20 protein-coding genes are annotated in these 20,142 nt (G+C 64.0%); 10 read left to right on the forward strand and 10 right to left on the reverse strand.

Going from position 1 to position 20,142, the window contains the following annotated elements; genetic code table 11:
- Nucleotide 1: 1 nt before the first annotated feature.
- Nucleotides 2-682 (forward strand): reverse transcriptase-like protein, encoded by a 681-nt coding sequence (locus NHH73_19255; GenBank protein ID USX24745.1) that lies wholly within the window; start codon nucleotides 2-4, stop codon nucleotides 680-682.
- A gap of 41 nt (nucleotides 683-723) precedes the next feature.
- Here NHH73_19255 and NHH73_19260 read toward each other — a convergent pair whose 3' ends face one another.
- Nucleotides 724-2,352 carry a methyl-accepting chemotaxis protein gene (locus tag NHH73_19260; GenBank protein USX24746.1) on the reverse strand — a complete coding sequence of 543 codons (1,629 nt, stop codon included), beginning with the start codon at nucleotides 2,350-2,352 and terminating at the stop codon, nucleotides 724-726.
- A gap of 73 nt (nucleotides 2,353-2,425) precedes the next feature.
- A complete protein-coding gene (locus NHH73_19265; GenBank protein USX24747.1) occupies nucleotides 2,426-2,920 on the reverse strand; it encodes a chemotaxis protein CheW in 495 nt (164 codons plus the stop codon).
- 241 nt (nucleotides 2,921-3,161) lie between these two features.
- Here NHH73_19265 and NHH73_19270 point away from each other — a divergent pair, with 241 nt between their 5' ends.
- The 3 genes from NHH73_19270 (at nucleotide 3,162) to NHH73_19280 (ending at nucleotide 5,970) form a co-directional block, all read left to right on the forward strand.
- Nucleotides 3,162-3,821 carry an HD domain-containing protein gene (locus tag NHH73_19270; protein ID USX24748.1) on the forward strand — a complete coding sequence of 220 codons (660 nt, stop codon included), beginning with the start codon at nucleotides 3,162-3,164 and terminating at the stop codon, nucleotides 3,819-3,821.
- A 74-nt stretch (nucleotides 3,822-3,895) separates the two neighbouring features.
- Nucleotides 3,896-5,161, forward strand: a complete 1,266-nt coding sequence (locus NHH73_19275; GenBank protein USX29659.1) for a TCR/Tet family MFS transporter — start codon at nucleotides 3,896-3,898, stop codon at nucleotides 5,159-5,161.
- Nucleotides 5,158-5,970: a transporter substrate-binding domain-containing protein gene (locus NHH73_19280; GenBank protein USX24749.1), complete on the forward strand. Its 813-nt coding sequence runs from the start codon at nucleotides 5,158-5,160 to the stop codon at nucleotides 5,968-5,970. Before NHH73_19275 ends, NHH73_19280 begins: the two co-directional genes overlap by 4 nt.
- Nucleotides 5,971-5,991: 21 nt before the next feature.
- Here the strand turns inward: NHH73_19280 and NHH73_19285 are convergent, their stop codons facing one another.
- A complete protein-coding gene (locus NHH73_19285) occupies nucleotides 5,992-7,926 on the reverse strand; it encodes a CocE/NonD family hydrolase (protein USX24750.1) in 1,935 nt (644 codons plus the stop codon).
- 78 nt (nucleotides 7,927-8,004) lie between these two features.
- The gene (locus NHH73_19290; protein USX24751.1) at nucleotides 8,005-8,277 is read right to left on the reverse strand and encodes a CCDC90 family protein; all 273 of its coding nucleotides are present in this window, start codon (nucleotides 8,275-8,277) and stop codon (nucleotides 8,005-8,007) included.
- Nucleotides 8,278-8,531: 254 nt separating this feature from the next.
- Here NHH73_19290 and trpS point away from each other — a divergent pair, with 254 nt between their 5' ends.
- Genes trpS through NHH73_19305 form a run of 3 tightly spaced genes read left to right on the forward strand, consistent with a single transcriptional unit; the run spans nucleotide 8,532 to nucleotide 10,890 of the window.
- Complete coding sequence (gene trpS, locus NHH73_19295; GenBank protein ID USX24752.1) at nucleotides 8,532-9,590, forward strand: tryptophan--tRNA ligase; 1,059 nt, start codon at nucleotides 8,532-8,534, stop codon at nucleotides 9,588-9,590.
- Between the two features lie 38 nt (nucleotides 9,591-9,628).
- Nucleotides 9,629-9,910 (forward strand): DUF1294 domain-containing protein, encoded by a 282-nt coding sequence (locus NHH73_19300; GenBank protein USX24753.1) that lies wholly within the window; start codon nucleotides 9,629-9,631, stop codon nucleotides 9,908-9,910.
- Nucleotides 9,911-9,930: 20 nt separating this feature from the next.
- Nucleotides 9,931-10,890 (forward strand): DMT family transporter, encoded by a 960-nt coding sequence (locus NHH73_19305; GenBank protein USX24754.1) that lies wholly within the window; start codon nucleotides 9,931-9,933, stop codon nucleotides 10,888-10,890.
- A gap of 10 nt (nucleotides 10,891-10,900) precedes the next feature.
- Here NHH73_19305 and NHH73_19310 read toward each other — a convergent pair whose 3' ends face one another.
- From NHH73_19310 to NHH73_19330, 5 genes are all read right to left on the reverse strand, one after another.
- Complete coding sequence (locus tag NHH73_19310) at nucleotides 10,901-11,539, reverse strand: FMN-binding negative transcriptional regulator (protein ID USX24755.1); 639 nt, start codon at nucleotides 11,537-11,539, stop codon at nucleotides 10,901-10,903.
- A gap of 104 nt (nucleotides 11,540-11,643) precedes the next feature.
- Nucleotides 11,644-12,258 carry an LON peptidase substrate-binding domain-containing protein gene (locus NHH73_19315; protein ID USX24756.1) on the reverse strand — a complete coding sequence of 205 codons (615 nt, stop codon included), beginning with the start codon at nucleotides 12,256-12,258 and terminating at the stop codon, nucleotides 11,644-11,646.
- Nucleotides 12,259-12,547: 289 nt separating this feature from the next.
- On the reverse strand, nucleotides 12,548-12,838 hold the full coding sequence (locus NHH73_19320; protein USX24757.1) for an H-NS histone family protein: 291 nt from the start codon (nucleotides 12,836-12,838) through the stop codon (nucleotides 12,548-12,550).
- 370 nt (nucleotides 12,839-13,208) lie between these two features.
- Nucleotides 13,209-14,123, reverse strand: coding sequence for a LysR family transcriptional regulator (locus NHH73_19325; protein USX24758.1), 915 nt, complete (start codon nucleotides 14,121-14,123; stop codon nucleotides 13,209-13,211).
- A gap of 58 nt (nucleotides 14,124-14,181) precedes the next feature.
- Nucleotides 14,182-16,443 carry a TonB-dependent receptor gene (locus tag NHH73_19330; GenBank protein ID USX24759.1) on the reverse strand — a complete coding sequence of 754 codons (2,262 nt, stop codon included), beginning with the start codon at nucleotides 16,441-16,443 and terminating at the stop codon, nucleotides 14,182-14,184.
- A 234-nt stretch (nucleotides 16,444-16,677) separates the two neighbouring features.
- Here NHH73_19330 and asd point away from each other — a divergent pair, with 234 nt between their 5' ends.
- Entirely contained in the window at nucleotides 16,678-17,523 is an 846-nt protein-coding gene (gene asd, locus NHH73_19335; GenBank protein USX24760.1) for an archaetidylserine decarboxylase, read from the forward strand.
- Between the two features lie 9 nt (nucleotides 17,524-17,532).
- Here asd and NHH73_19340 read toward each other — a convergent pair whose 3' ends face one another.
- Nucleotides 17,533-18,435: a LysR family transcriptional regulator gene (locus NHH73_19340; GenBank protein USX24761.1), complete on the reverse strand. Its 903-nt coding sequence runs from the start codon at nucleotides 18,433-18,435 to the stop codon at nucleotides 17,533-17,535.
- Nucleotides 18,436-18,576: 141 nt separating this feature from the next.
- Between NHH73_19340 and NHH73_19345 the strand changes: the two genes are divergently transcribed.
- Both NHH73_19345 and NHH73_19350 read left to right on the forward strand, forming a co-directional pair.
- A complete protein-coding gene (locus tag NHH73_19345; GenBank protein ID USX24762.1) occupies nucleotides 18,577-19,176 on the forward strand; it encodes an NAD(P)H-dependent oxidoreductase in 600 nt (199 codons plus the stop codon).
- Between the two features lie 46 nt (nucleotides 19,177-19,222).
- Nucleotides 19,223-20,116: a pirin family protein gene (locus NHH73_19350; protein ID USX24763.1), complete on the forward strand. Its 894-nt coding sequence runs from the start codon at nucleotides 19,223-19,225 to the stop codon at nucleotides 20,114-20,116.
- Nucleotides 20,117-20,142: the final 26 nt, after the last annotated feature.

Below are 20,142 nucleotides of genomic sequence, written 5' to 3' on the forward strand. Positions count from 1 at the left end.
GATGAGCGAAACCGGCTTTGAACAGCTGGCCACGGCCGCCTACAAGGGCGAGCGCGTGGCCGCTCGTCGTTTGGCGGCGCGGATGCGGTTGACGGAAGCCGACGCCCTGCGCCAGGTGTTGACCGGGGTCGCGGGCGTGGCGGGTTTGCCTCGTTTGCTGGACGAACGGGCGCAGGCGCGTCAGCGCGACGCATCGCTGCGCGCCGCCAGGACGCGGGAGAAGGCGCAGAAAGAGGCGCATCGCCTGGCGCGCATGCAGCCGGCGGGCGATGCCTGGCGCGGGTGGTTCGACGGTTCGGCGCATCCCAATCCGGGACAGATCGGTATCGGCGCGCTGCTATGCGGGCCTGCGGGGGAGCGGTTGGAGATCAGCCGCCGCGCAGGTCATGGCAATAGCGGCGAGGCGGAGTATCTGGCGCTGGCCGCGCTGCTGGAGGCGGCGCTGCGATTGGGCGCGACGGATTTGGTGGTGTACGGCGATAGCCGGGTGGTGGTCGACGACGTCAATCTCAGCGTCGAGGCGATTGCCGCCGGACGTGGCGCCAAGGGGCTGGAGGCGTACCGGATGCGGGTGATGGATTTATTGGGGCCACTGGGAGCTGTGAGCTTGCGGTGGGTGCCGCGTCACCGGAATGGGGACGCGGACCGGTTGTCGCAGTTGGCCGTAGCCGGCGCGCTGTGATCGGCCGATGTATGCGCCGGTGTGGCGCATGCATTGGCGGATTACGCTGCGCTAATCCGCCCTACGGGGTTTAGACGGCGTGCGGGGACCGTGGCCTTGATCGGCTGGTACGGCCTTGCCGAGTCGTTGACCTTGAATACGCTGACGATTTGCGCCAGCGCCGCCGCCTGCTGTTGCATCGATTCGGCGGCGGCCGCCGCTTCCTCGACCAGCGCGGCGTTCTGCTGCGTGACCGCGTCCATCGAACCGATCGCCTGATTGACTTCGTTGATGCCGGCGCTTTGCTCGGTGCTGGCGGCGGTGATCTCGGAGATGATGTCGCTGACGCGGTGCACGCTGCTGACGATTTCCTCCATCGTCACGCCGGCGTTGGCCACCAGGCGGCTACCCTGGTTGACCTTGTCGACCGAGTCGCCGATCAGCGCCTTGATCTCCTTGGCGGCTGACGCCGAACGCTGCGCCAGGTTGCGCACTTCCGACGCCACCACGGCGAAGCCGCGTCCCTGCTCGCCGGCGCGCGCCGCTTCGACAGCCGCGTTCAAGGCCAGGATATTGGTTTGGAAGGCGATGCCGTCGATGACCGAGATGATGTCGACGATGCGCTTGGACGACTCGTTGATCGAATCCATGGTGCCGACCACCTCGGCCACCACGGCGCCGCCCTTGACGGCGACCTGCGCGGCCGACGCGGCCAACTGGTTGGCCTGGCGGGCGTTGTCGGCGTTATGCTTGACGGTCGACGTCAGCTCCTCCATCGACGACGCGGTTTCCTCCAGCGCCCCGGCCTGCTGCTCGGTGCGGCGCGACAGGTCCTGGTTGCCGGCTGCGATCTCGCTCGACGAGGTGGTGATATGGTCGGTGCCGCTGCGCACCTCGGTGACGATGCCGAGCAGGCTGGCGTTCATTTCCTTCAGCGCGGCCAGCAACTGGCCGGTTTCGTCCTTGGCGCTGGCGTCGATATGGCCGGTCAGGTCGCCGCTGGCGACACGCCGCGCCGCCACCACCGCTTCGCGCAGCGGACGGGTGATACCGGTGGTCAGCAACCATGCGCACACCACGCCGAAGGTCAGCACCAGCGCGGCCAGCACGTACAGCAAATTGCGGCTGCTGGCGGCGACGGCGTCGATGTGGGCGGCGGTGGCGTCGATTTTCGCGCGCTGCATCTTCAACAGATCGGCGACCAGCGCCTGATAAGCGACGGTGCAGGGACGGAACACGGTCTCGAAGACCTTGTTGGATTCCTCAAGCTCGCCGGCCGCCTTCAACTTGGTCAGCTTCTCGCGCGAGGACAGGTAGATCTTGCGTTGCTCGCCGATGCGCGCGAACAGTTCCTTCTCGTCGGCGTCGACGATCAAGGCCTCGATCTTCTTCTGGTAATCGCTCGACTTGGCCGACGACGCTTTGGCTTCGTCCGCAAAATAGGGACCGAGCGTGGTGTCGGTGCTGCGCGCGATCGCGGTGGTGCGTCGGATAGCGCTATCAATATTGCTCGACCAATCGCCGATCATGCGCTCCTTGGCCAGCGGCACCTGCATCATGTCGGCGGTGGCCGAGGCCACGCCCTGCAGGCGCCAGACGCTGATGCCGGTGATCAGCATCGCGAACGCCAGGATAACGGTGAAGCCGAACGCCAGTCGTTTGCCGATGCTGATGTTTTCCAACATGTTCATTCTTGTCCCTTTTGATCAAAACTATCGTGCGAATTGGGTCAGCATCGGGCGTGCCCGCGTTGAGGAAGATCGATTACGCGGCCAGCGCGGTGTTTTCGATCAGGCCCATGTCGGCGCTCGACATCAGCTTGTCGATATCGACCAGGATCAGCATGCGCTCGTCCAAGGTGCCCAGGCCGACGATATGGTCGGTGTTGAGCGCCGAGCCGATTTCCGGCGCCGGCTTGATTTGTTCGGGCAGCAGCGTGGTCACGTCGGAGACGCGGTCCACCACCATGCCGACCACGCGGTGGCCGATGTTCAGGATGATGACGACGGTGAATTGATCATAGGTCGGGGTGCCGAGGTTGAACTTGATGCGCATGTCGACGATCGGCACGATGATGCCGCGCAGGTTGACGACGCCCTTGACGAATTCCGGCGCATTAGCGATGCGCGTGGGTGTCTCGTAGCTGCGGATTTCGCTGACTTTTTGTATATCGATGCCGTACTCTTCTTGACCAAGAGTAAAGGCCAGATACTCGCTGGCGGTGATGTTGGCGCGCAATTCGCTGACGTTGCTGGACATTTGGGTTCCTTCATTGCTAAAGTTATTGCCCCAATGTTACCTCAAGTCAAGATATATAGCAGCAATAAAATGCGGCAAGGCAACAAATAAGACAGTTGCTTTTTCAAAATTAGATTTCTTGTAAGTATGGTGACTACTTGGCAAGCAAACAATTTTTGTCCTGGACCCCGTTCGGCTGCACAACCATGGCGGCAGGCTGTATGATTAAAAAATCAATCGTCTGATACGTCACGGGAGAACGATGAATAGCTTGCTGAACAGCTGGCACCCGCGCCTGGTCGCTTTGGCCAGCGCCGCCCAGGGGGCCGATGGAGCGCACGACACCAACCACCTGCACCGCGTCTGGCGCAACGCCACCCTGCTGCTGGACGATTATCCCGAGGCCGATCCGCTGATCGTGCTGGCCGGCTGCTACCTGCACGATCTGGTCAACCTGCCCAAGAACGATCCCGAACGCCACCTGGCCTCGCGCAAGGCGGCGCTGCTGGCGAGCCGCCAGCTGGCGGAACTCGACTTCCCGCCGAATAAACTGGCAGCCGTCGCCCACACCATCGAGAGCCACAGTTTTTCGGCCGGCATCCGCCCCGAGACCATCGAAGCGAAGATCGTGCAGGACGCCGACCGCCTCGACGCCCTCGGCGCGGTCGGCCTGGCGCGGCTGTTTTATACGGCCGGCCGCATGGGCACCGCGCTGGCGCACGCCGACGACCCGATGGCGCTGCACCGCGAGCTCGATGAAAAAGCCTATGCGCTGGACCACATCGACACCAAGCTGGCCACCCTGCCCGGCAAGATGCAGACCGCCGCCGGCCGCCGCTTGGCGCAAACGCGCCTGAACGAGCTGACGGCCTTCCGCGACAACTTCATCGCCGAATGGGCCGCCAGTCCGGCGGCGCCCTGACCTTGCGTCCCCCCCCCCTCTTTCGTGACCATGCTTCATGACTTTGCGCTCCGACTTCGCGTCGTCCCATGCTTATGACCTACCCTGACTCGGCCACGCCCGCCGCGCCCACCGCCGCGACGCCGCCGGCGCCGGGCAATCTGAACTTCGTCCTCATTTGCGTTTTCATCGACATGCTGGGCATCGGCCTGATCGTGCCGGTGCTGCCGCTGCTGGTGGGCGAATTCACCGGCTCGCGCGACGACCAGTCCTACTGGTTCGGCATCCTGAGCGCCACCTTCGGCCTGATGCAGTTCATCTTCATGCCGATGCTGGGCGCCTTCAGCGACCGTGTCGGACGCCGTCCCGTGCTGCTGTATTCGATGGCCGGCATGTGCGTCAACTTCCTGGCCACGGCGTGGGCGCCCAACCTGGCCTGCCTGTTCATCGGCCGCGTCATCGGCGGCATGTCGTCGGCCAGCATGTCGGTGGCGTCGGCCTATGCCTCCGACATCTCGACGCCGGACAACCGCGCCAAAAGCTTCGGCAAGGTCGGCGCCGCGTTCGGCCTGGGCTTCATCTGCGGACCGATGCTGGGCGGCCTGCTGGGCAGCGTCGACCTGCACCTGCCGTTCTACGTCGCCGCCGCGCTGTCGGCGGCCAATTTCGCCTACGGTTACTTCGCCGTGCCCGAGTCGCTGCCGCCGTCGCGCCGCGCGCCGTTCAGCATCGCCAAAATCAATCCCTTCACCGCGCTGGTCAAGCTGGCGCGCCGCCGGGACATCCGCGGCCTGATCGTCACCTTCGCGCTGGTCACCTGCGCGCAGATGATGCTGCAGACCACCTGGGTGCTGTACACCACCTTCCGCTTCGGCTGGACGCCGGGCCAGAACGGCGCGGCGCTGTTCTGCGTCGGCGTCACCGCGGCCGTGGTGCAGGCCGGCCTGCTGGGGGTGTTGATCAAACGCCTGGGCGAAATCCGCCTGTCGTTGCTGGGACTGACCTCGGGCTGCGTGACCTATCTGCTGTACGGCCTGGCCACCCACGGCTGGATGATGTATGTGCTGATCCTGTGTAATGTGCTGGCGTTCGCCGTCGGCCCGGCGCTGCAGGCCATCATCTCCAAACAAACGCCGCACGACCAGCAGGGCGAGTTGATGGGATCCCTGCAGTCGATCAGCAGCATCGGCGTGATCTTCATGCCGCTGATCGGCGCCGCCATCCTCGGCAAAGTCAGCCACCTCGCGGCCGGCGACTGGCGCATCGGCACCACCTTCTTCGTCTGCGCGGCGATGCAGGCGGCGGCGATCGTGGTGGCGCGGCGCTACTTCGGCAGCCACCGCATGGAGAGCAAATCATGACGAGGCGTTTGCTCGCGGCCACGTTGGCCGTGCTGTTGCCTGCGCTGCTGCCGCCGCACGCGGCCGCCGGCTGCTCGCGCGATATCGCCGTTCCCGTTTCGGCCAGCGGCTCGGGCGTGATCGTCGAGGGGCCGGCGATCAAAGGCATCTTTCCCGATCTGCTGCGCGAGATGTCGCGCAAAAGCGGCTGCAAATTCGTCTTCACCGTGGTGCCGCGCGCGCGCCTGGTGGCGCTGTACCGGGTCGGCCAGGCCGACATCCTGCTGCCGGCGACGCGCACCCCGGAACGCGACAAGCTTGGCACCTTCGTCCCGATGATTAACAACCGCCCCATGCTCATCTCCATCGCCGGCGACCGCGCGCCCATCGCCAGCGGCCGCGAGCTGCTGGCGCGGCGCGAGCTGCGGGTGGCCGTGGTGCGCGGTTTCGACTACGGCGAGGAATACACCGCGCTGGTCACGGAATTGGGCAAGCAGGGACGTTTGTTCAGCGAGGTCGATACCACGGCGGTGGCGCGGCTGCTGCACGCGGGCGCGGTCGACCTGACCATCCTGGGGCCGACGCTGATCGCCGGCGCCATCCGCGGCGAACCGCGCGTGCAAGGCATGGAGCAGCGGCTGCGCGTGGAGGCGATCCCGGAACTGCCATGGAAACACAGCGGCGCCTACATCTCGCGCGCGTTGGACAAGGACGACCAGCGCACGCTGCACGAGGCGCTGGAGAAGATGGCCAAGTCCAGCCAGGTGATGGATACCTACCTGCGCTACTTCAGCGCGGAGCTATTGAACGGCAACGTGCGTCCGCGCTAGCGCGGGGCGCGTTGCCCGCGCTTACTTCTCCTCCACCACCGGCAGTTCGATCGCGCTGGCTTGCGCGCCGGCGTGGTACACCTTCAGTGTCGCCTTTTTGTAGTCGCCCGCCTTGGCGTGGAAGATGTTCGGCACATAGGTTTGCGGATTGCGGTCGTACAGCGGGAACCAGCTCGACTGGATCTGCACCATCACCCGGTGGCCCGGCAGGAAAACGTGGTTGGCGTTCGGCAGCGCGAAGCGGTACCTCTCGACGGCGTTGGCGGTGATCGGCGACGGGTTTTCCAGGCTATTGCGGTAGCGGCCACGGAAGATGTCCATCGCGATGCCCAGCTGGTAGCCACCCAGCTCCGGCTGCGACGGCACCTCGTCCGGATAGACGTCGATCAGCTTGACCACCCAGTCGGCGTCGGTGCCGGTGGTCGAGGCGAACAGGTTGACCATGGCCGCGCCGGCGATCCGCAGCGGCGCCTTGAGCGGTTCGGTGACGTAGCTGAGCACATCGGTGCGGTCGGAGAAGCCGCGCTGGTCGCTGACCAGCCATGGGCGCCAGACGTTGGCGTCGCCCATGCGCACCGGACGCGCGACGAACGGCACCGGCTTGGCCGGGTCGGACACGTATTCGTCGTAGGCGCCTGGCTTGTCGCCGCCCGCGCCCGACGGCGCATCGAAGCCCAGTTTGAAATCCGCCTTCAGATAGATCGGCTTGAGCGGCGCCGCGCAGCCTTCGGCGCAGGCCAGCGGCCATTGCTGCAAACGCTGCCAGCGATTGACGCCGGTCTGGTAGAACAGCACCGGCGGCGTGTCGGCGGCCGGCGCGCCGTCCTTCAGGTATTGGTCGAGGAAAGGCAGCATGACGTCGCGGCGGAATTCCAGTGCCGTGTCGCCGGTGAATTTGAGCGCGCCCAGGCTCGAACCCTCGTAATTGACGCCGCTGTGGCGCCACGGCCCGACCACCAGGAAGTTTTTGTTGTTTGCCTTGTCCTGCGGTTCGACCGCCGCGTAGGTGGCGTAGGCGCCGTAGATATCCTCCTGGTCCCAGTAGCCGACCACCGTCATCGTGGGCACCTTGAGCGCGCGCTTGGCGAGGATCTTGTCCAGCGCCTGGTGCTGCCAGTAGCTGTCGTAGGCCGGGTGCTCGAACAGCTTGCGCGTGTAGTTCAGTTTATCGAGGCCGAACTGTTTCGCGTAGTCGGCCGCCGAGCCGGCGCGCAGCACGCCTTCGTAGTCGTCGTAGACGCCGGTGGCCAGAGCCTTGCCGCTGCCCTTGGCGCTGGTCTGGCTGGCGATGTAACTCAGGTTGGGCATGCGGAAGGCGCCGTTGTGGAACCAGTCGTCGCCGCGCCAGCCGTCGACCATGGGGCTCATCGGCACGGCCACCTTCAGCGCGGGGTGTGGGTCGGTCAACGCCATCAGCACGGTGAAGCCCTCGTACGAGGAGCCGATCATGCCGACCTTGCCGTTGGTCTCCGGGATGTTTTTGACCAGCCATTCGATGGTGTCCCAGGCGTCGGTCGCGTGGTCGGTGCGGGTGTCGTTGAGCGGGCCTTTGAGGGGCCGGGTCATGACGTAGTCGCCTTCCGAGCCGTACTTGCCGCGCACGTCCTGGAACACGCGGATATAGCCGGCGTCCACCATCACCTCGTCGCCCTGGCCGACGGTGGCCGTGATGCTCGGGCTGATGTTGCGCTGGGCGCGGCCGCTGGCGTTGTACGGGGTGCGGGTCAGGACGATGGGCGCGTGCTGCGCGCCTTTGGGGATGACGATGACGGTGTGGAGTTTGACGCCGTCGCGCATCGGGATCATGACGTCGCGCTTGACGTAGTCGGCGTCGGGGATGACGGCTTCGAATTTGGCGGGAATATCGGGGGCCATCGGTGCCGTTTGCGCCACCGCGGCGGGAACGATCAGGGAGGACAACAACGCGGACAATACGGCAACGACGGGACGACGCATGGAGACTCCAAAAAGGGATTGCCTTGTGAGATGGGCAATACTACCTGATGGAATGCGGATTCCGCAATGAAACAGCCTTCAGTGCAGGAATTTGAACAGCACAGCGGTGACGCCAGTTTGTACAATGAGGATGGTGAACATCCATTGTATTAACTCTGACTTGAGCTGGGCGAGCTCGGCGCGAAATTCGGCGCGGAGCTCGGTGAGCCTCATGTCCAGATAACTCTTAGTAACGAGATGACTGTCTATTAGCTGAAACATCGCCGATGCCAGCGCCTTCGCTTGCTTGTCGGGGAAGCCGCCCTCAATTAACGTGTCCATAAACTCAACCGAATCGAAGTTGTTCGCCATGCTCTTCCCCTTTTTAGCTTAGACCAGCCCCGCTGCTGTTTGGTTCCCGGCCGGACCTTGACAGACCGCCGCCGAACTGCAACCATACGCGCATGATTTTTTCCACCACACCACACGCCCGCCTGACTTGGCGCCGCTCCTAGCGCGCGGCCACTGTCTACCCATAGTGATGTGATATTTTTATCAACGCCGCCCTCTTCTGGTGGCGTTTTTTATTCGTCGCGCCGGAGGGGGCAACGTAAAGGAACCCTCTGATGAGTCTGCCTGACCAGTCCCAAGTTATCGCCTCGGCGCCAGCCGCCACCGCCGCCAAGGGTCCCACCGTGATCCTGACCGGCGACCGCCCGACCGGCCCCCTGCACCTGGGCCACTTCGTCGGCAGCCTGCGCAACCGCGTCGCCTACCAGCACGACTACAAGCAGTTCATCATGCTGGCCGACGCCCAGGCGCTGACCGACAACATGGACGACACCAACAAGGTGCACCGCAACGTGGTGGAAGTGGCGCTGGACTACCTGGCGGTCGGCATCGACCCAACCAAATCGACGATCCTGATCCAGTCGCAGATCCCGGAACTGGCCGAACTGACCTTCTACTACCTGAACATGGTCACCGTGGCGCGCCTCGAGCGCAACCCGACCGTCAAGACCGAAATCGCTCTGCGCGGCTTCGAGCGCGACATCCCGGCCGGCTTCCTGACCTACCCGGCCTCGCAGGCGGCCGACATCTCGGCGTTCAAGGCCTCCATCGTGCCGGTCGGCGAAGACCAGATCCCGATGATCGAACAGACCAACGAAATCGTGCGCCGCTTTAACCGCATCGCCAACAAGGACATCCTGGTCGAGTGCAAGGCCCTGGTGCCGGAGATCGGCCGCCTGCCGGGCACCGACGGCAAGGCGAAGATGAGCAAATCGCTCGGCAACACGATCAACCTGGGCGCCACCGCCGCCGAGATCACCGCCGCCGTCAAAAAGGTATATACCGATCCGCTGCACCTGCGGGTCGAAGATCCGGGCCACCTGGAGGGCAACGTCGCCTTCATCTACCTGGACGCCTTCGATCCCGAAAAGGACAAGCTCGAGGAAATGAAAGCCCACTATGTGCGTGGCGGCCTGGGTGACTCGATCGTCAAGAAGCGCCTGGAAGTGGTGCTGCAGGAGATGCTGGCGCCGATCCGCGCGCGCCGCGAGGAACTGGCCAAGGACCACGGCTACATCATGCAGATGCTGAAGGAAGGCACGATGCGCGCGCGCGAAGTGGCCGCGCAGACCGCCGATGAAGTCAAGGCCGCCCTCGGCCTGCGCTACTTCTGATCCCGGTGACGCCGGACGGCGCGTCCTTCGCGCCTCCCATGCTGCCGATGCTGTTGCTTTGGCTGGCGTCGGTGTACGGCGTCGCCAGCGTGGTGTGCTTCATCGTCTATGCCGCCGATAAATCGGCCGCGGTCGAACGGCGCCGCCGCGTATCGGAGCGCACCTTGCTGCTAATGGGGCTGGCCTGCGGCTGGCCGGGCGGCCTGCTGGCGCAGCGCTGGCTGCGCCATAAAACCGCCAAGACCTCGTTCCAGATCGCCTTCTGGTGCAGCGTCGCCGTCAACGTGGCCGCCGCCTGGTGGCTCTGCACTCTCTACTGACGAACAAAAGGAGCCAAGCGATGTGGCAAGGCGTCTTATGCGGTTTGCTGGCCGGGGCGATGTGGGGCATGGTGTTCATCGTGCCGGCGTTCCTGACGTCCTTCACCGCGCTGGAAATGGCCTGCGGGCGCTACATCGCCTACGGCGTCATCGCCGCCGGGCTGATGCTGCCACGTCTGCCCGCGCTGCTGCGCCGCCTCGATCGCGGCGACATCGTCGCGATGATCAAGCACGCATTGGCCGGTAACATCGTCTACTACATGCTGCTCGCGCTGGGCGTGCAGCTGGCCGGCGTGTCGGCGACCTCGCTGATCATCGGCGTGCTGCCGATATCGGTCACCCTGATGGGACAAAAGGATCACGGCGCGGTGCCGCTCAAGCAGCTGATGCTGCCCTTGCTGCTGGTGGCGGCGGGCATCGCCTGCATCAACGTCGACGTCTTCACCCACGACCCCGGCCACGGCGCTCCGCTGGCCGACAAGCTGCTCGGCGTATTATGCGCGGTCGGCGCGCTGCTATGCTGGACCTGGTATTCGGTCGACAACGCGCGCTACCTGAAGCGCAATCCGCATTTCAGCAGCGGCGAGTGGTCGGCGCTGTATGGCGTATCGAGCGGCTTGATCGCGCTGGTCATCGCGCTGCCGATGCTGGCCGTGTTCCATGCCGACGTCACCGGCGCCGGCGCGGTGGCCAGTGGGCGCGACTGGACGCTGTTCTGGATCGTCAACGGACTGCTCGCGCTGGGGGCGTCGGTGATTGGCAACCACCTGTGGAATGTCGCCAGCCGAAAGGTGCCGCTGACGTTGTCGGGCCAGTTGATCCTGTTCGAGACGCTGTTCGCGCTGTTGTACGGGTTTATCTACAAGCAGCAGCCGCCGCGCGGCTTGGAGGTCGCGGCGATGGTGCTGCTGGCCGTCGGTGTCATGTGGTCGGTGCGCATCCACGCGCTGGACGACGCCAGCGGGGCCCACGCCGGCTAGCCTGGGTGGCTCAGGCCTTGGCGATGCGCTCGGCGACCAACGACGCCATCGCGCCATCCGAGCGCTCCCGCAATCCCTCCACCACGCCGCGCCGATCCGGCTCGCCGCGATTCTGGCTGACTTTCCATTTGCCGATCAAACTGTCGATGGCTATCTCGATACCGACGATGGCCTTCATGTTCGCGGCCAAAAAATCGGCCGGGGCATCGGACGGTTTCCACGGCGCCGGCATGCCGCCCTCCTGCGACGCGGTCAGGTCATCGAGCTGGCGCCGCAGCCACGCTGCATCATCCACTACGCGAGCCTCGCCGCGCGCCTGAACCACCGCGTAGTTCCAGGTCGGGACGACCTTGTGGGTGGTGCGTTTGGTCTCATACCAGGTCGGGCTGATGTAGCTGTCCGGCCCCTGGAACATGACCAGGCACCGGGCGCCCGCCTCCAGCTTGCGCCAAAGCGGATTGGCGCGGGCGACGTGGGCGCGCAGCACCCCGAGTCCATGCGCGCCCTCGCCGGCGTACAGCATGAAGGGAATCAGGTCGGCGGTGACGCCGTCGGCGTCGGCCAGGATGAGGGTGGCGAGCGGATAGGCGCGCATCAAGCCGTGGCGGACTTCAAGGCGGTCTTCGGCAAAGGCGGCGGGCAAATACATGGGCGTGGCTGCTGGGCGGATGGACAATGCCCGAGTGTAGCAGCGGCGGCGCGGTGCCGACAGATCCAGACCCGCACCGGGCGATGGAGCCATCGGCGACCGAATCAGTCCAGCAGGCCGTTCTCGCTCAACACGTCCTGGATCAGCTCCAGCCGCAGCACCGGGTTTTCCTGCAGCAGTAAGCGCTGCTTCTCCTCCAGATCGAGCCGCAGCAGCTCGCACCAGCGATTGGCGACCCAGCCGGCTTCGTCGAGCCGGTATGGCGGCGCCAGCGGCATCTTGGCGGTCGATATCTGTTTCTTTTGCAGCGAGCGGATCAGCGCGCCAAGCGCGTTGGCGACATCCTGCTGCTCAGTGGGCACGGGCACCACCATGTCCTCGGCGACGGTGTCGACTTCCGCCATCCACAAGCCGTGCTTGAGCTGCTCGGCCGACTTGACCTGGAAGCGCGTGGTGCCGATGCACGATATTTGCAGCAGTCCCGGCAACGGCGCGGTCCAGTCGACGATGCGCGCCATCGTGCCGGCGTCGGACAAGGTCTCCTGCTTGTCCGGCACCCGGATTTCGGTTCCCTCTACCAGCGAAACAACGCCGAACTCTTCGCCACGGGCGATGCAGCGCTTGATCATATCGAGATAGCGCACTTCGAACACTTGCAATGGCAAATGTCCATCCGGAAACAGGATTGTATTCAGCGGGAATAAGGGAATTGACGACATGCCATTATCATCTCACGAAACAGCCGGGGTCGGCAGGCATGACTTGCGGGAAGCGTGAAAGACCGGAGAAACCAGCGCTACTTTCATCACAAAAGCAACGCGCGCGCGGGTGGCGATGGTTGTTTTCGGGGCCGGCGATCGAGTGACAACGGCGAAACATGGCTGGTGACGACGGCTGAGTATTCGTGCGGCGCCGCAATGGCATCCCTTATGCCAGTCGGGCGTATCCGAAAACAAAAGCCGGTGTGGGTTTATCGGAGATAAACCTCAAACACCGACTTCCGACGAATTACTTAATCAGATACTGATTTTTGTCTTTGCCTTCGAGCCATTTCGGCGCGCGGCCGCGGCCGGTCCAGGTCTGGCCGGTGGCGTCGTCACGGTATTTGGTCGGCACCGGCGCGCGGGTTTTGATCGGCTTGACCTTGGTCACAGCGCCCAGATCGGCCACGGTCAGACCATACTCGCGCATGATCGCGGTGACTTGCTCTTTCGCCTTGGCGATTTCGTTTTTGCGAGCGGTTTCCGCCAGGTTTTCGAGCTCGGCGATCTTGGCTTTGTATTCTTGGTAAGTCGTCATCTTGTTCCTCTTATCGGCAGGTTAGTTACTAAAAAACCACATGTGAGAATGTGTGAGAATTTTATAAAACGCAATTTACCATAACTTTGACTTAATTCTCCAGACATATGCGTGAGAAATACCAATATAACGATAAAAATGAATAATTTCCACAACTGCGCAATCGAAACGCGACCGATATCACGCGTCCCGGCGGATAACCGGATCGACAGTCCAGTAATAAAGAATAGTGACGGCATGCCGCCGTCATTACCATTGCCCGAGTCCGGACAATGGTAATCCGGCGTGAATGCGGCCGAATACGGCAGTGGGAATAAACCGGCAAGGAATGGTGACCGAGCGCTTGCCCGATTAAATGTTCACGCCACGCTCATGCGCACAGCGGCCGTGATTCGATGCCTTCGGCCACCACCTTGCGTATCAGATTGGCGAGCCTGCACGCGGCCGGACCGGCCGCCTCCGGATTGGCGACGATCAGCGACAACGACAGCTTGCGGCGCTGCCCCACCCGCAGCGGCAGCGGTTTGAGCTGGCCTTGCGCCAGCTGCGCCTGGATTTTGTGGTCGGCCAGCCAGCCGAAGCCGATACCGTTGCAGATCATCTCCATGCGGGTTTGCGGATTGGTCACGCTCCAGCGCTGATCCGTGTTGAGCCAGCCGTGGTCGCGCGGATTCAAGGTGCCCGAATCGCGCACCACGATTTGCAGGTTGCGGGTCAGGTCGTCCATCTCCAGCTCGCGGCCGAGCATGTGCAGGGGGTGACAGGGATGGGCGACGGCGACAAACTCGATATCCATCAAGGCATCGCCGAGGAAGCCGACCGGAATGCGGCTGGCGATGGCGATGTCGACGCGCTTTTCCACCAGCGCGTCTTCGGAGCCGGACAGGACGGTTTCTTCCAGGTTGACGCGCGTGTGCCGGGCCCACGGCTCGAACTCGCGCAGCACCTGCACCAGCAGTTGGACCGGAAACAGGCTGTCGACGGCGATGCTGACCTGCGGCTCCCAGCCCTCGGCCAGGCTGGCGGCGAGTTGCTCGAGCTGAAAGGCGCCGCCGAGCAGCTCGCGCGCCTTGTTCAGCAGCGCCTTGCCATTGGGCGTGAGGCGGGCGCGGCGGCCGTCGATTTCCAGCAGTTCCACGCCCAGCTGCTCCTGCAACTTGGCCACCATGTAGCTGACCGACGACTGGCTGCGGTGCAAGGCCTCGGCCGCCTGCGCGTAGCCGCCGCATTCGACGATCGCTTGCAACACCTGCCATTGTTCCAGTGTGCTCTTGGGGATTTTCATCGGTGTTTCCGCGCCTGAAGTTCAGCGAAGAATCATACCACCGGCCCTGGCGCCCGGATCAGAAGCGCCGCTCCACCGTCACCCGGAACTGGGTCTCGCCGTCGGCCACCGACGCGCGGTTGAGCGTGCCGCGGGCGTCGGCATACACGCTTTCGGTCGTGTAGTCCTGCGCCAGCAAATTGGACACGGCAAAGCGCAGACTGTTTTGCGCGTCCAGCTTGACGAGGGCATAGACGTCGAGGTCGCGCCGCACCGAGTTGTAGGCGCTCTGCGTTTCGCTCAGGCGCGCCAGGCCGCCGTTGCGGAAGCTCAGGCTGCTGCCGGTGCTGAGCATGCCGTCCGGGCTCTTGTAGTCGACGCCGAGCGTGGCGCTCAGCGGCACCTGCTGGTCCAGGCGGTTGTCCGGACCGGGCACGCTGTCCACCTCCGACCAGTTTCGGCTGATACTGGCGCGCAGATCGATTCCCGGGGCGTTGTCCATCACCGCGCGCAACGGGAACTTGACCTCCAGCTCGATGCCGCGCGTTTCGGCGCGGCCGTCGTTGATCATGGTCGACACCCAGCGGTCGCCCTCCTGCACCAGGCCCTGGTGCATATAATCCTCGATGCGGCGGACCGACGCGCTCGCGCTCAGCATGCCGCCGTCGCCCCAATAGTGCTCGAACGAGGCGTCGATGCCCAGCGCCACTTCCGGCGTCAGGCGCGGATTGCCGCGGCGGTCCGGGTCCAGACGGCTGTTGTTGGCCGAGGTGAAGCGACGCGGCACCAGGTTGGCCGTCGTCGGCGCCTTGTAGGTGCGGGTCAGCGCCAGGCGCACCTGGTCCTTTTTGTTCGGCAGCTTGAACAGCGTCTGGAACAACGGACTGAGCACGCTCGAGCGCTGGGTGACGCGCTCGAGATTGGCGCCCTCGATCTCCGTCTGCAACCCTTCCCAGCGCACGCCGGTGTAAATCGACCATTGCGGCGTGACGTTCCATTCGTCTTGCCCGTAGAAAGCCAGCCGGGTGGCCCGGGCGGAAAAATCCTCGTCGTTGTTGTCGGGCGGCAGACTGCCCGCGATCGGCAGCTCGCGCTGGATGCGGGTATCGTCGCGGTCGACAACGCCTGCGTCCCAGCCCAGCGCCAGCGCGTGCTCGGTCGGCGCTTCGTCCGATCCCTCGGCCTGCGTGCCGAAGGTCAGCGGCGTCGAGTACTTGCCCTGCGTGCTGAATCCCGTTTCGCCGCTGTGCGACGCCACGGTGCGGTACAGGTTCGGCGATCCGTCGCGGTTGCCGCCCAGTTGCAGCGACATGCCGGTGTTGCGGTTCCTGGAGACGCCGACCTTCATGTCCAGCTTGGCGCCCTCGGCCATCTTGTGCACCCAGTTCAGATCGGTGCGGCCGTAGCCGTTGTGGCTGCTGAAGGTGTTGTCGATGCGGTCGTAGTTCGGACCTTCGTCGCCGGCCAGGTTCACCGTGGTGCGGCCGTGGCTGTTGCTGTCGAACTTGTTCAGATTGATGAAGGTCTGCGAGGTCAGCGTGTCGCCGCCGGCCAAGGTCCAATTGATGCGCGGCGACAAATTCATGCCGTCCGAGCGGCCCTGGTCCTGCCAGGTGGCGGAACGGTCCACGTTCGGCATGCCGGCGGCATCGGTGCCGGTCTCGATCGACGGCGTCAGGCGGTTGTACATATAGCGCCACGCATTGGCGCCAACCGAGTAGGACATGTTGTCGTCCTTGCCGGACATCTGGATGCTGGCGCTCGGCGAGCTGAATTTACTGCCCTTGGCGCCGCTGATTTTGAGCACGTGCTGATCGATCTTGACGTTCTTTTTCAGCACGATGTTGATGGTGCCGGCGATCGATTGCGTGCTGAACTCGGCGCTGGCCGCGCGCAGGACCTCGATGCGCTCGATCACGTCGGGCGCCAGGTTGTCGATGGAAAAGCCGGCCGGCGCGCGTTCGCCGTTGATCAGGATTTGGGTATACCCCGCGCCCAGGCCGCGCATGCGGATTTCCCCGCCCGAGCGCCCCGCCGCGCCGCCGATGGTGATCCCGGGCAGCCGCTTGAGGACGTCGTTGACCGAGGTGTCGCCGTATTTCTGGATCTCCTCGCTGCCGACGACGATCTTGCTAGCGGTATCATCGCGGCGCGCGTCGTAGCTGGCGGCGCTGCCTTTGATGCGCACCGTCTGCATCGGCACGGTAGTGGCTTGAATGGCCGCCGGCTTGCCGTCGGCCGCGACTGGCGCGTCGCTGCTTTCGGCGGCGGAGGACACGATGTCGGCATGGGCGCCGGCGGCGAGACACAAGGATAGGACGGCCGCAGCGGTCTGCGTCAAACGGAGTTGGCGGGCAGGCATCATAAAATGGCGATCGGGAGACTGAGGGGAGCGGGTATTATGCCTTGGTTTGGCTAAAAGTTTCCTTAACCCAAGATAACTTGTGAACGTTTAGCGAAATTTCATAAACATAAATAGTGAAAAAATGAATAGCTCCGAATTGGCAGGAATAGGCTGATCGCGCCGATGGTGGCGCTATAATGCTCGATTGCTATTTTTTGTATGGATCTCATCGTGTCCGACCGCCTTGCCGTTCTGCCGCAATACCTGCTTCCCAAGGGAGCGTTGACCAACTTCGCCGGCCGCGTGGCGGGGGCCAAGGGTGGCGCCATGACCACACGCCTGATCCGCTGGTTCGTCGGCAAATACGACGTCAATATGGGCGAAGCGCTCAACCCGGACATTGCCAGCTATGCCAGCTTCAACGAGTTTTTCACCCGCGCGCTGCGCCCGGACGCCCGCCCGCTTGCCGACGCCGACTTCATCTGTCCGGTCGACGGCCGCATCAGCCAGTTCGGCGCGATCGACGATGACCAGATCTTCCAGGCCAAAGGCCACAAATTCAGCACCACCGCGCTGGTCGGCGGCGACGCCGCGCTGGCCGCCAAGTTCCAGCACGGCAGCTTCGCCAACCTGTATCTGAGCCCGCGCGACTACCACCGCATCCACATGCCGTGCGACGGCAAGCTGACGCGCATGATCTACGTCCCGGGCGAGCTGTTCTCGGTGAATCCGACCACCGCGCGCGGCATTCCGGGCTTGTTCGCCCGCAACGAGCGCGTCGTGTGCGTGTTCGACACCGTCAACGGCCCGTTCGTCATGACCCTGGTCGGCGCCACCATCGTCGGCAGCATGGCCACGGTCTGGCACGGCGTCGTCAACCCACCGCGCGCGCCGCAGATTTGCGAGTGGAAGTACGACGATCAGAACATTTTGCTGAAAAAAGGCGATGAACTGGGCCGATTCCTGCTGGGATCGACCGTGGTCATGCTTTTCCCGAAGGACACAATGAGCTTCAATCCCGCGTGGCAGCCGGCCGGTCCGGTCAAGCTTGGCGAGATGATGGCCAATTTGAAGTAATTGGCGCTATCAGGGTAGCTGCCGGTCGAACGCCTCCTCCAGCATATCCAGAAACACCCGGGTCTTGGCCGGCATCAAGCGCCGGCCCGGGAACACCGCCCACCCCGTCACCTCGGGGAACGACCATTCCGGCAACACCCGCACCAACGTCCCCGCTTTCAAAAACGGCGCCGCGATCGCCTCGGTCGAGACGCCGATGCCCACCCCGTTGCTGACCATGCGCACGATCATCTCCGGCGAGTTGCCCAGCAACCTGACCGGCAGCTCGCGCTCCCAGCGCACCTTGGCGCGCAACAGCGTCCACCGGATCAGGCCGTTGGCCATCGGCGGCAAACTCAATAAATCGTGTTTGAATAAATCGTCCGGATGCTCGGGCAGCCCGCGCACGCTGGTGTAGCGCGGCGAGGCATACAGCGCCAGCGAACTGAAGGTGATGCGCCGCGCGGCCAGCGAGGCATCGTCCGGCAGATTGCCCATGCGGATCGCCAAGTCGAAATTCTCGGCCACCAGGTCCACCCGGCGCGGCGACAAGTCGAGCTCCAGCGAGATGGCCGGATAGCGGTGCATGAATTGCGCCAGCATTTCGCTGACGCCGACGTTGGCGAAATCCGCCGGCATCGATACCCGCAGCAAGCCGCTCGGCGCGCCTTGACGGTGCTGCGCCAGCGCACCGGCCGCCTCGGTCTCGTCGGCCACCTTGCGCGCGTGCTCCAGCAGGCTGGCGCCGAACTCGGTCAGCACCAGCTTGCGCGTGGTGCGCTGAAGCAGGCGCTCGCCCAGATGGGCCTCCAGCAGCGAAATCCGGCGTGACACCGTCGACTTCGGCAACTGCACCCGCTCGGCCGCCAGGCTGAAGCTGCCGCATTCGACGATGCGGGCGAATAACAACAGGTCGCCAGGATCTATTTCCACACTATGCTCCTCGATTGTTCCATCAATGGATTAATGTTATCCATTTTAACGGCTTCCGCATCGGTTTTGAAACGATTAAAGTAACTCCATCGCAGCAAACAAACCAACAACCACGCAACAACAACATTCAGGAGCAACACCATGAACATCTTGCAAATCAACTCCAGCGCCCGCAGCACCGGTTCCGAATCGACCCGCATGGCCGACAGCATCGTCGCCAAACTGCAAGCCGGCAATCCCGGCGCGACGGTGGTGCGTCGCGATCTGGCGGCCAACCCGCATCCGGTGCTGGACGAGCCGACCTTGCAAGCGCTGTTCACCCCGGCCGACCAACGCAGCGCCGAGCAAACCGCCCGCGTGGCCCTGGACGACGCCCTGATCGCCCAGGTGCAAGCGGCCGACGCCATCGTCATCGGTTCGCCGATGTACAACTTCGGCGTGACCGTGCAGCTGAAATCGTGGTTCGACGCGATCGCCCGTGCCGGCGTGACGTTCAAGTATGGTCCGACCGGCCCGGTCGGCCTGCTGACCGGCAAAAAAGTCTACGTCGCCGTGGCGCGTGGCGGCCTGCACAAGGATGGTCCGAACGATGTCCAGCTGGCGCACCTGAAGACTTTCCTGGGCTTTGTCGGCCTGACCGACGTCCAGTTCTTCTTCGCCGAAGGCATGGGCATGGGCCCGGACGCGGTCGCCAAGGCGCAAGCCCTGGCCGATGCCGACATCGATTCGGTACTGGTATAAATTCATCGATCGCGCCGGGTGGCGCGGTCCGTAAAGGAGAGAGTCAATGAGCAAGGTATTTAACAACGTTGCAAGCGATCGCGTACAACAAGAACGCACCGTGGAACGCCTCATCACCGGCCAAGCCGTGTCCGACGGCGCCGGCGTCAAGATCAACCGCGTCTTGACCCAGCCCCTGCAGCGCCGCCTCGACCCGTTCCTGATGCTGGACAACTTCGGCAGCGACCAGGCCAGCGACTACCTGGCCGGCTTCCCGAGCCACCCGCATCGCGGCTTCGAAACCGTCACCTACATGCTCGAAGGCCGGATGCGCCACAAGGACAGCAGCGGCAACGAAGGGCTGCTGACCAACGGCGGCGTGCAATGGATGACCGCCGGCCGTGGCGTGATCCACTCGGAAATGCCGGAGCAGGAAGAAGGCATGATGTCGGGATTCCAGCTGTGGCTGAACCTGCCCGCCAAGGACAAGATGCGCGATCCGTGGTATCGCGACTTCAACGGCAACGAAGTACCCGTCTTCACCACGGCAAATGGCGCGAAAGTGAAAGTGATTGCCGGTAGCAGCCATGGCGTCGATGGCGCCGTGCAGCGCGAAGTGACCGAGCCGATCTATATTGACGTCGATCTGCCGGCCGGCGCCTCGTTCAGCCAGGCGCTGCCGCAAGGCCACAACGCCTTCATCTTCGCGTATCGCGGTTCGGTGCGCGTGGGCGACAAGGATGTAGCGTCGGGCAAAATGGCAATCCTGGCCAACACGGTGGGCGCCGACGGCGTGAACATCCATGCGACCGACGCCAGCCGCTTTATTCTGGTGGCGGGCAAGCCGTTGAACGAGCCGATCGCGCAATACGGCCCGTTCGTGATGAACACGCAGGCCGAAGTCTTCGCCGCCGTCGAGGACTTCCGCGCCGGGAAACTGGGTGAGGAAGCCCACGTCTAAACCGTTACAACCGCCGCCGGGCATGC

The organism is Oxalobacteraceae bacterium OTU3CINTB1, from assembly GCA_024123955.1.
In the GTDB taxonomy this organism is placed as follows: domain Bacteria; phylum Pseudomonadota; class Gammaproteobacteria; order Burkholderiales; family Burkholderiaceae_D; genus Rugamonas.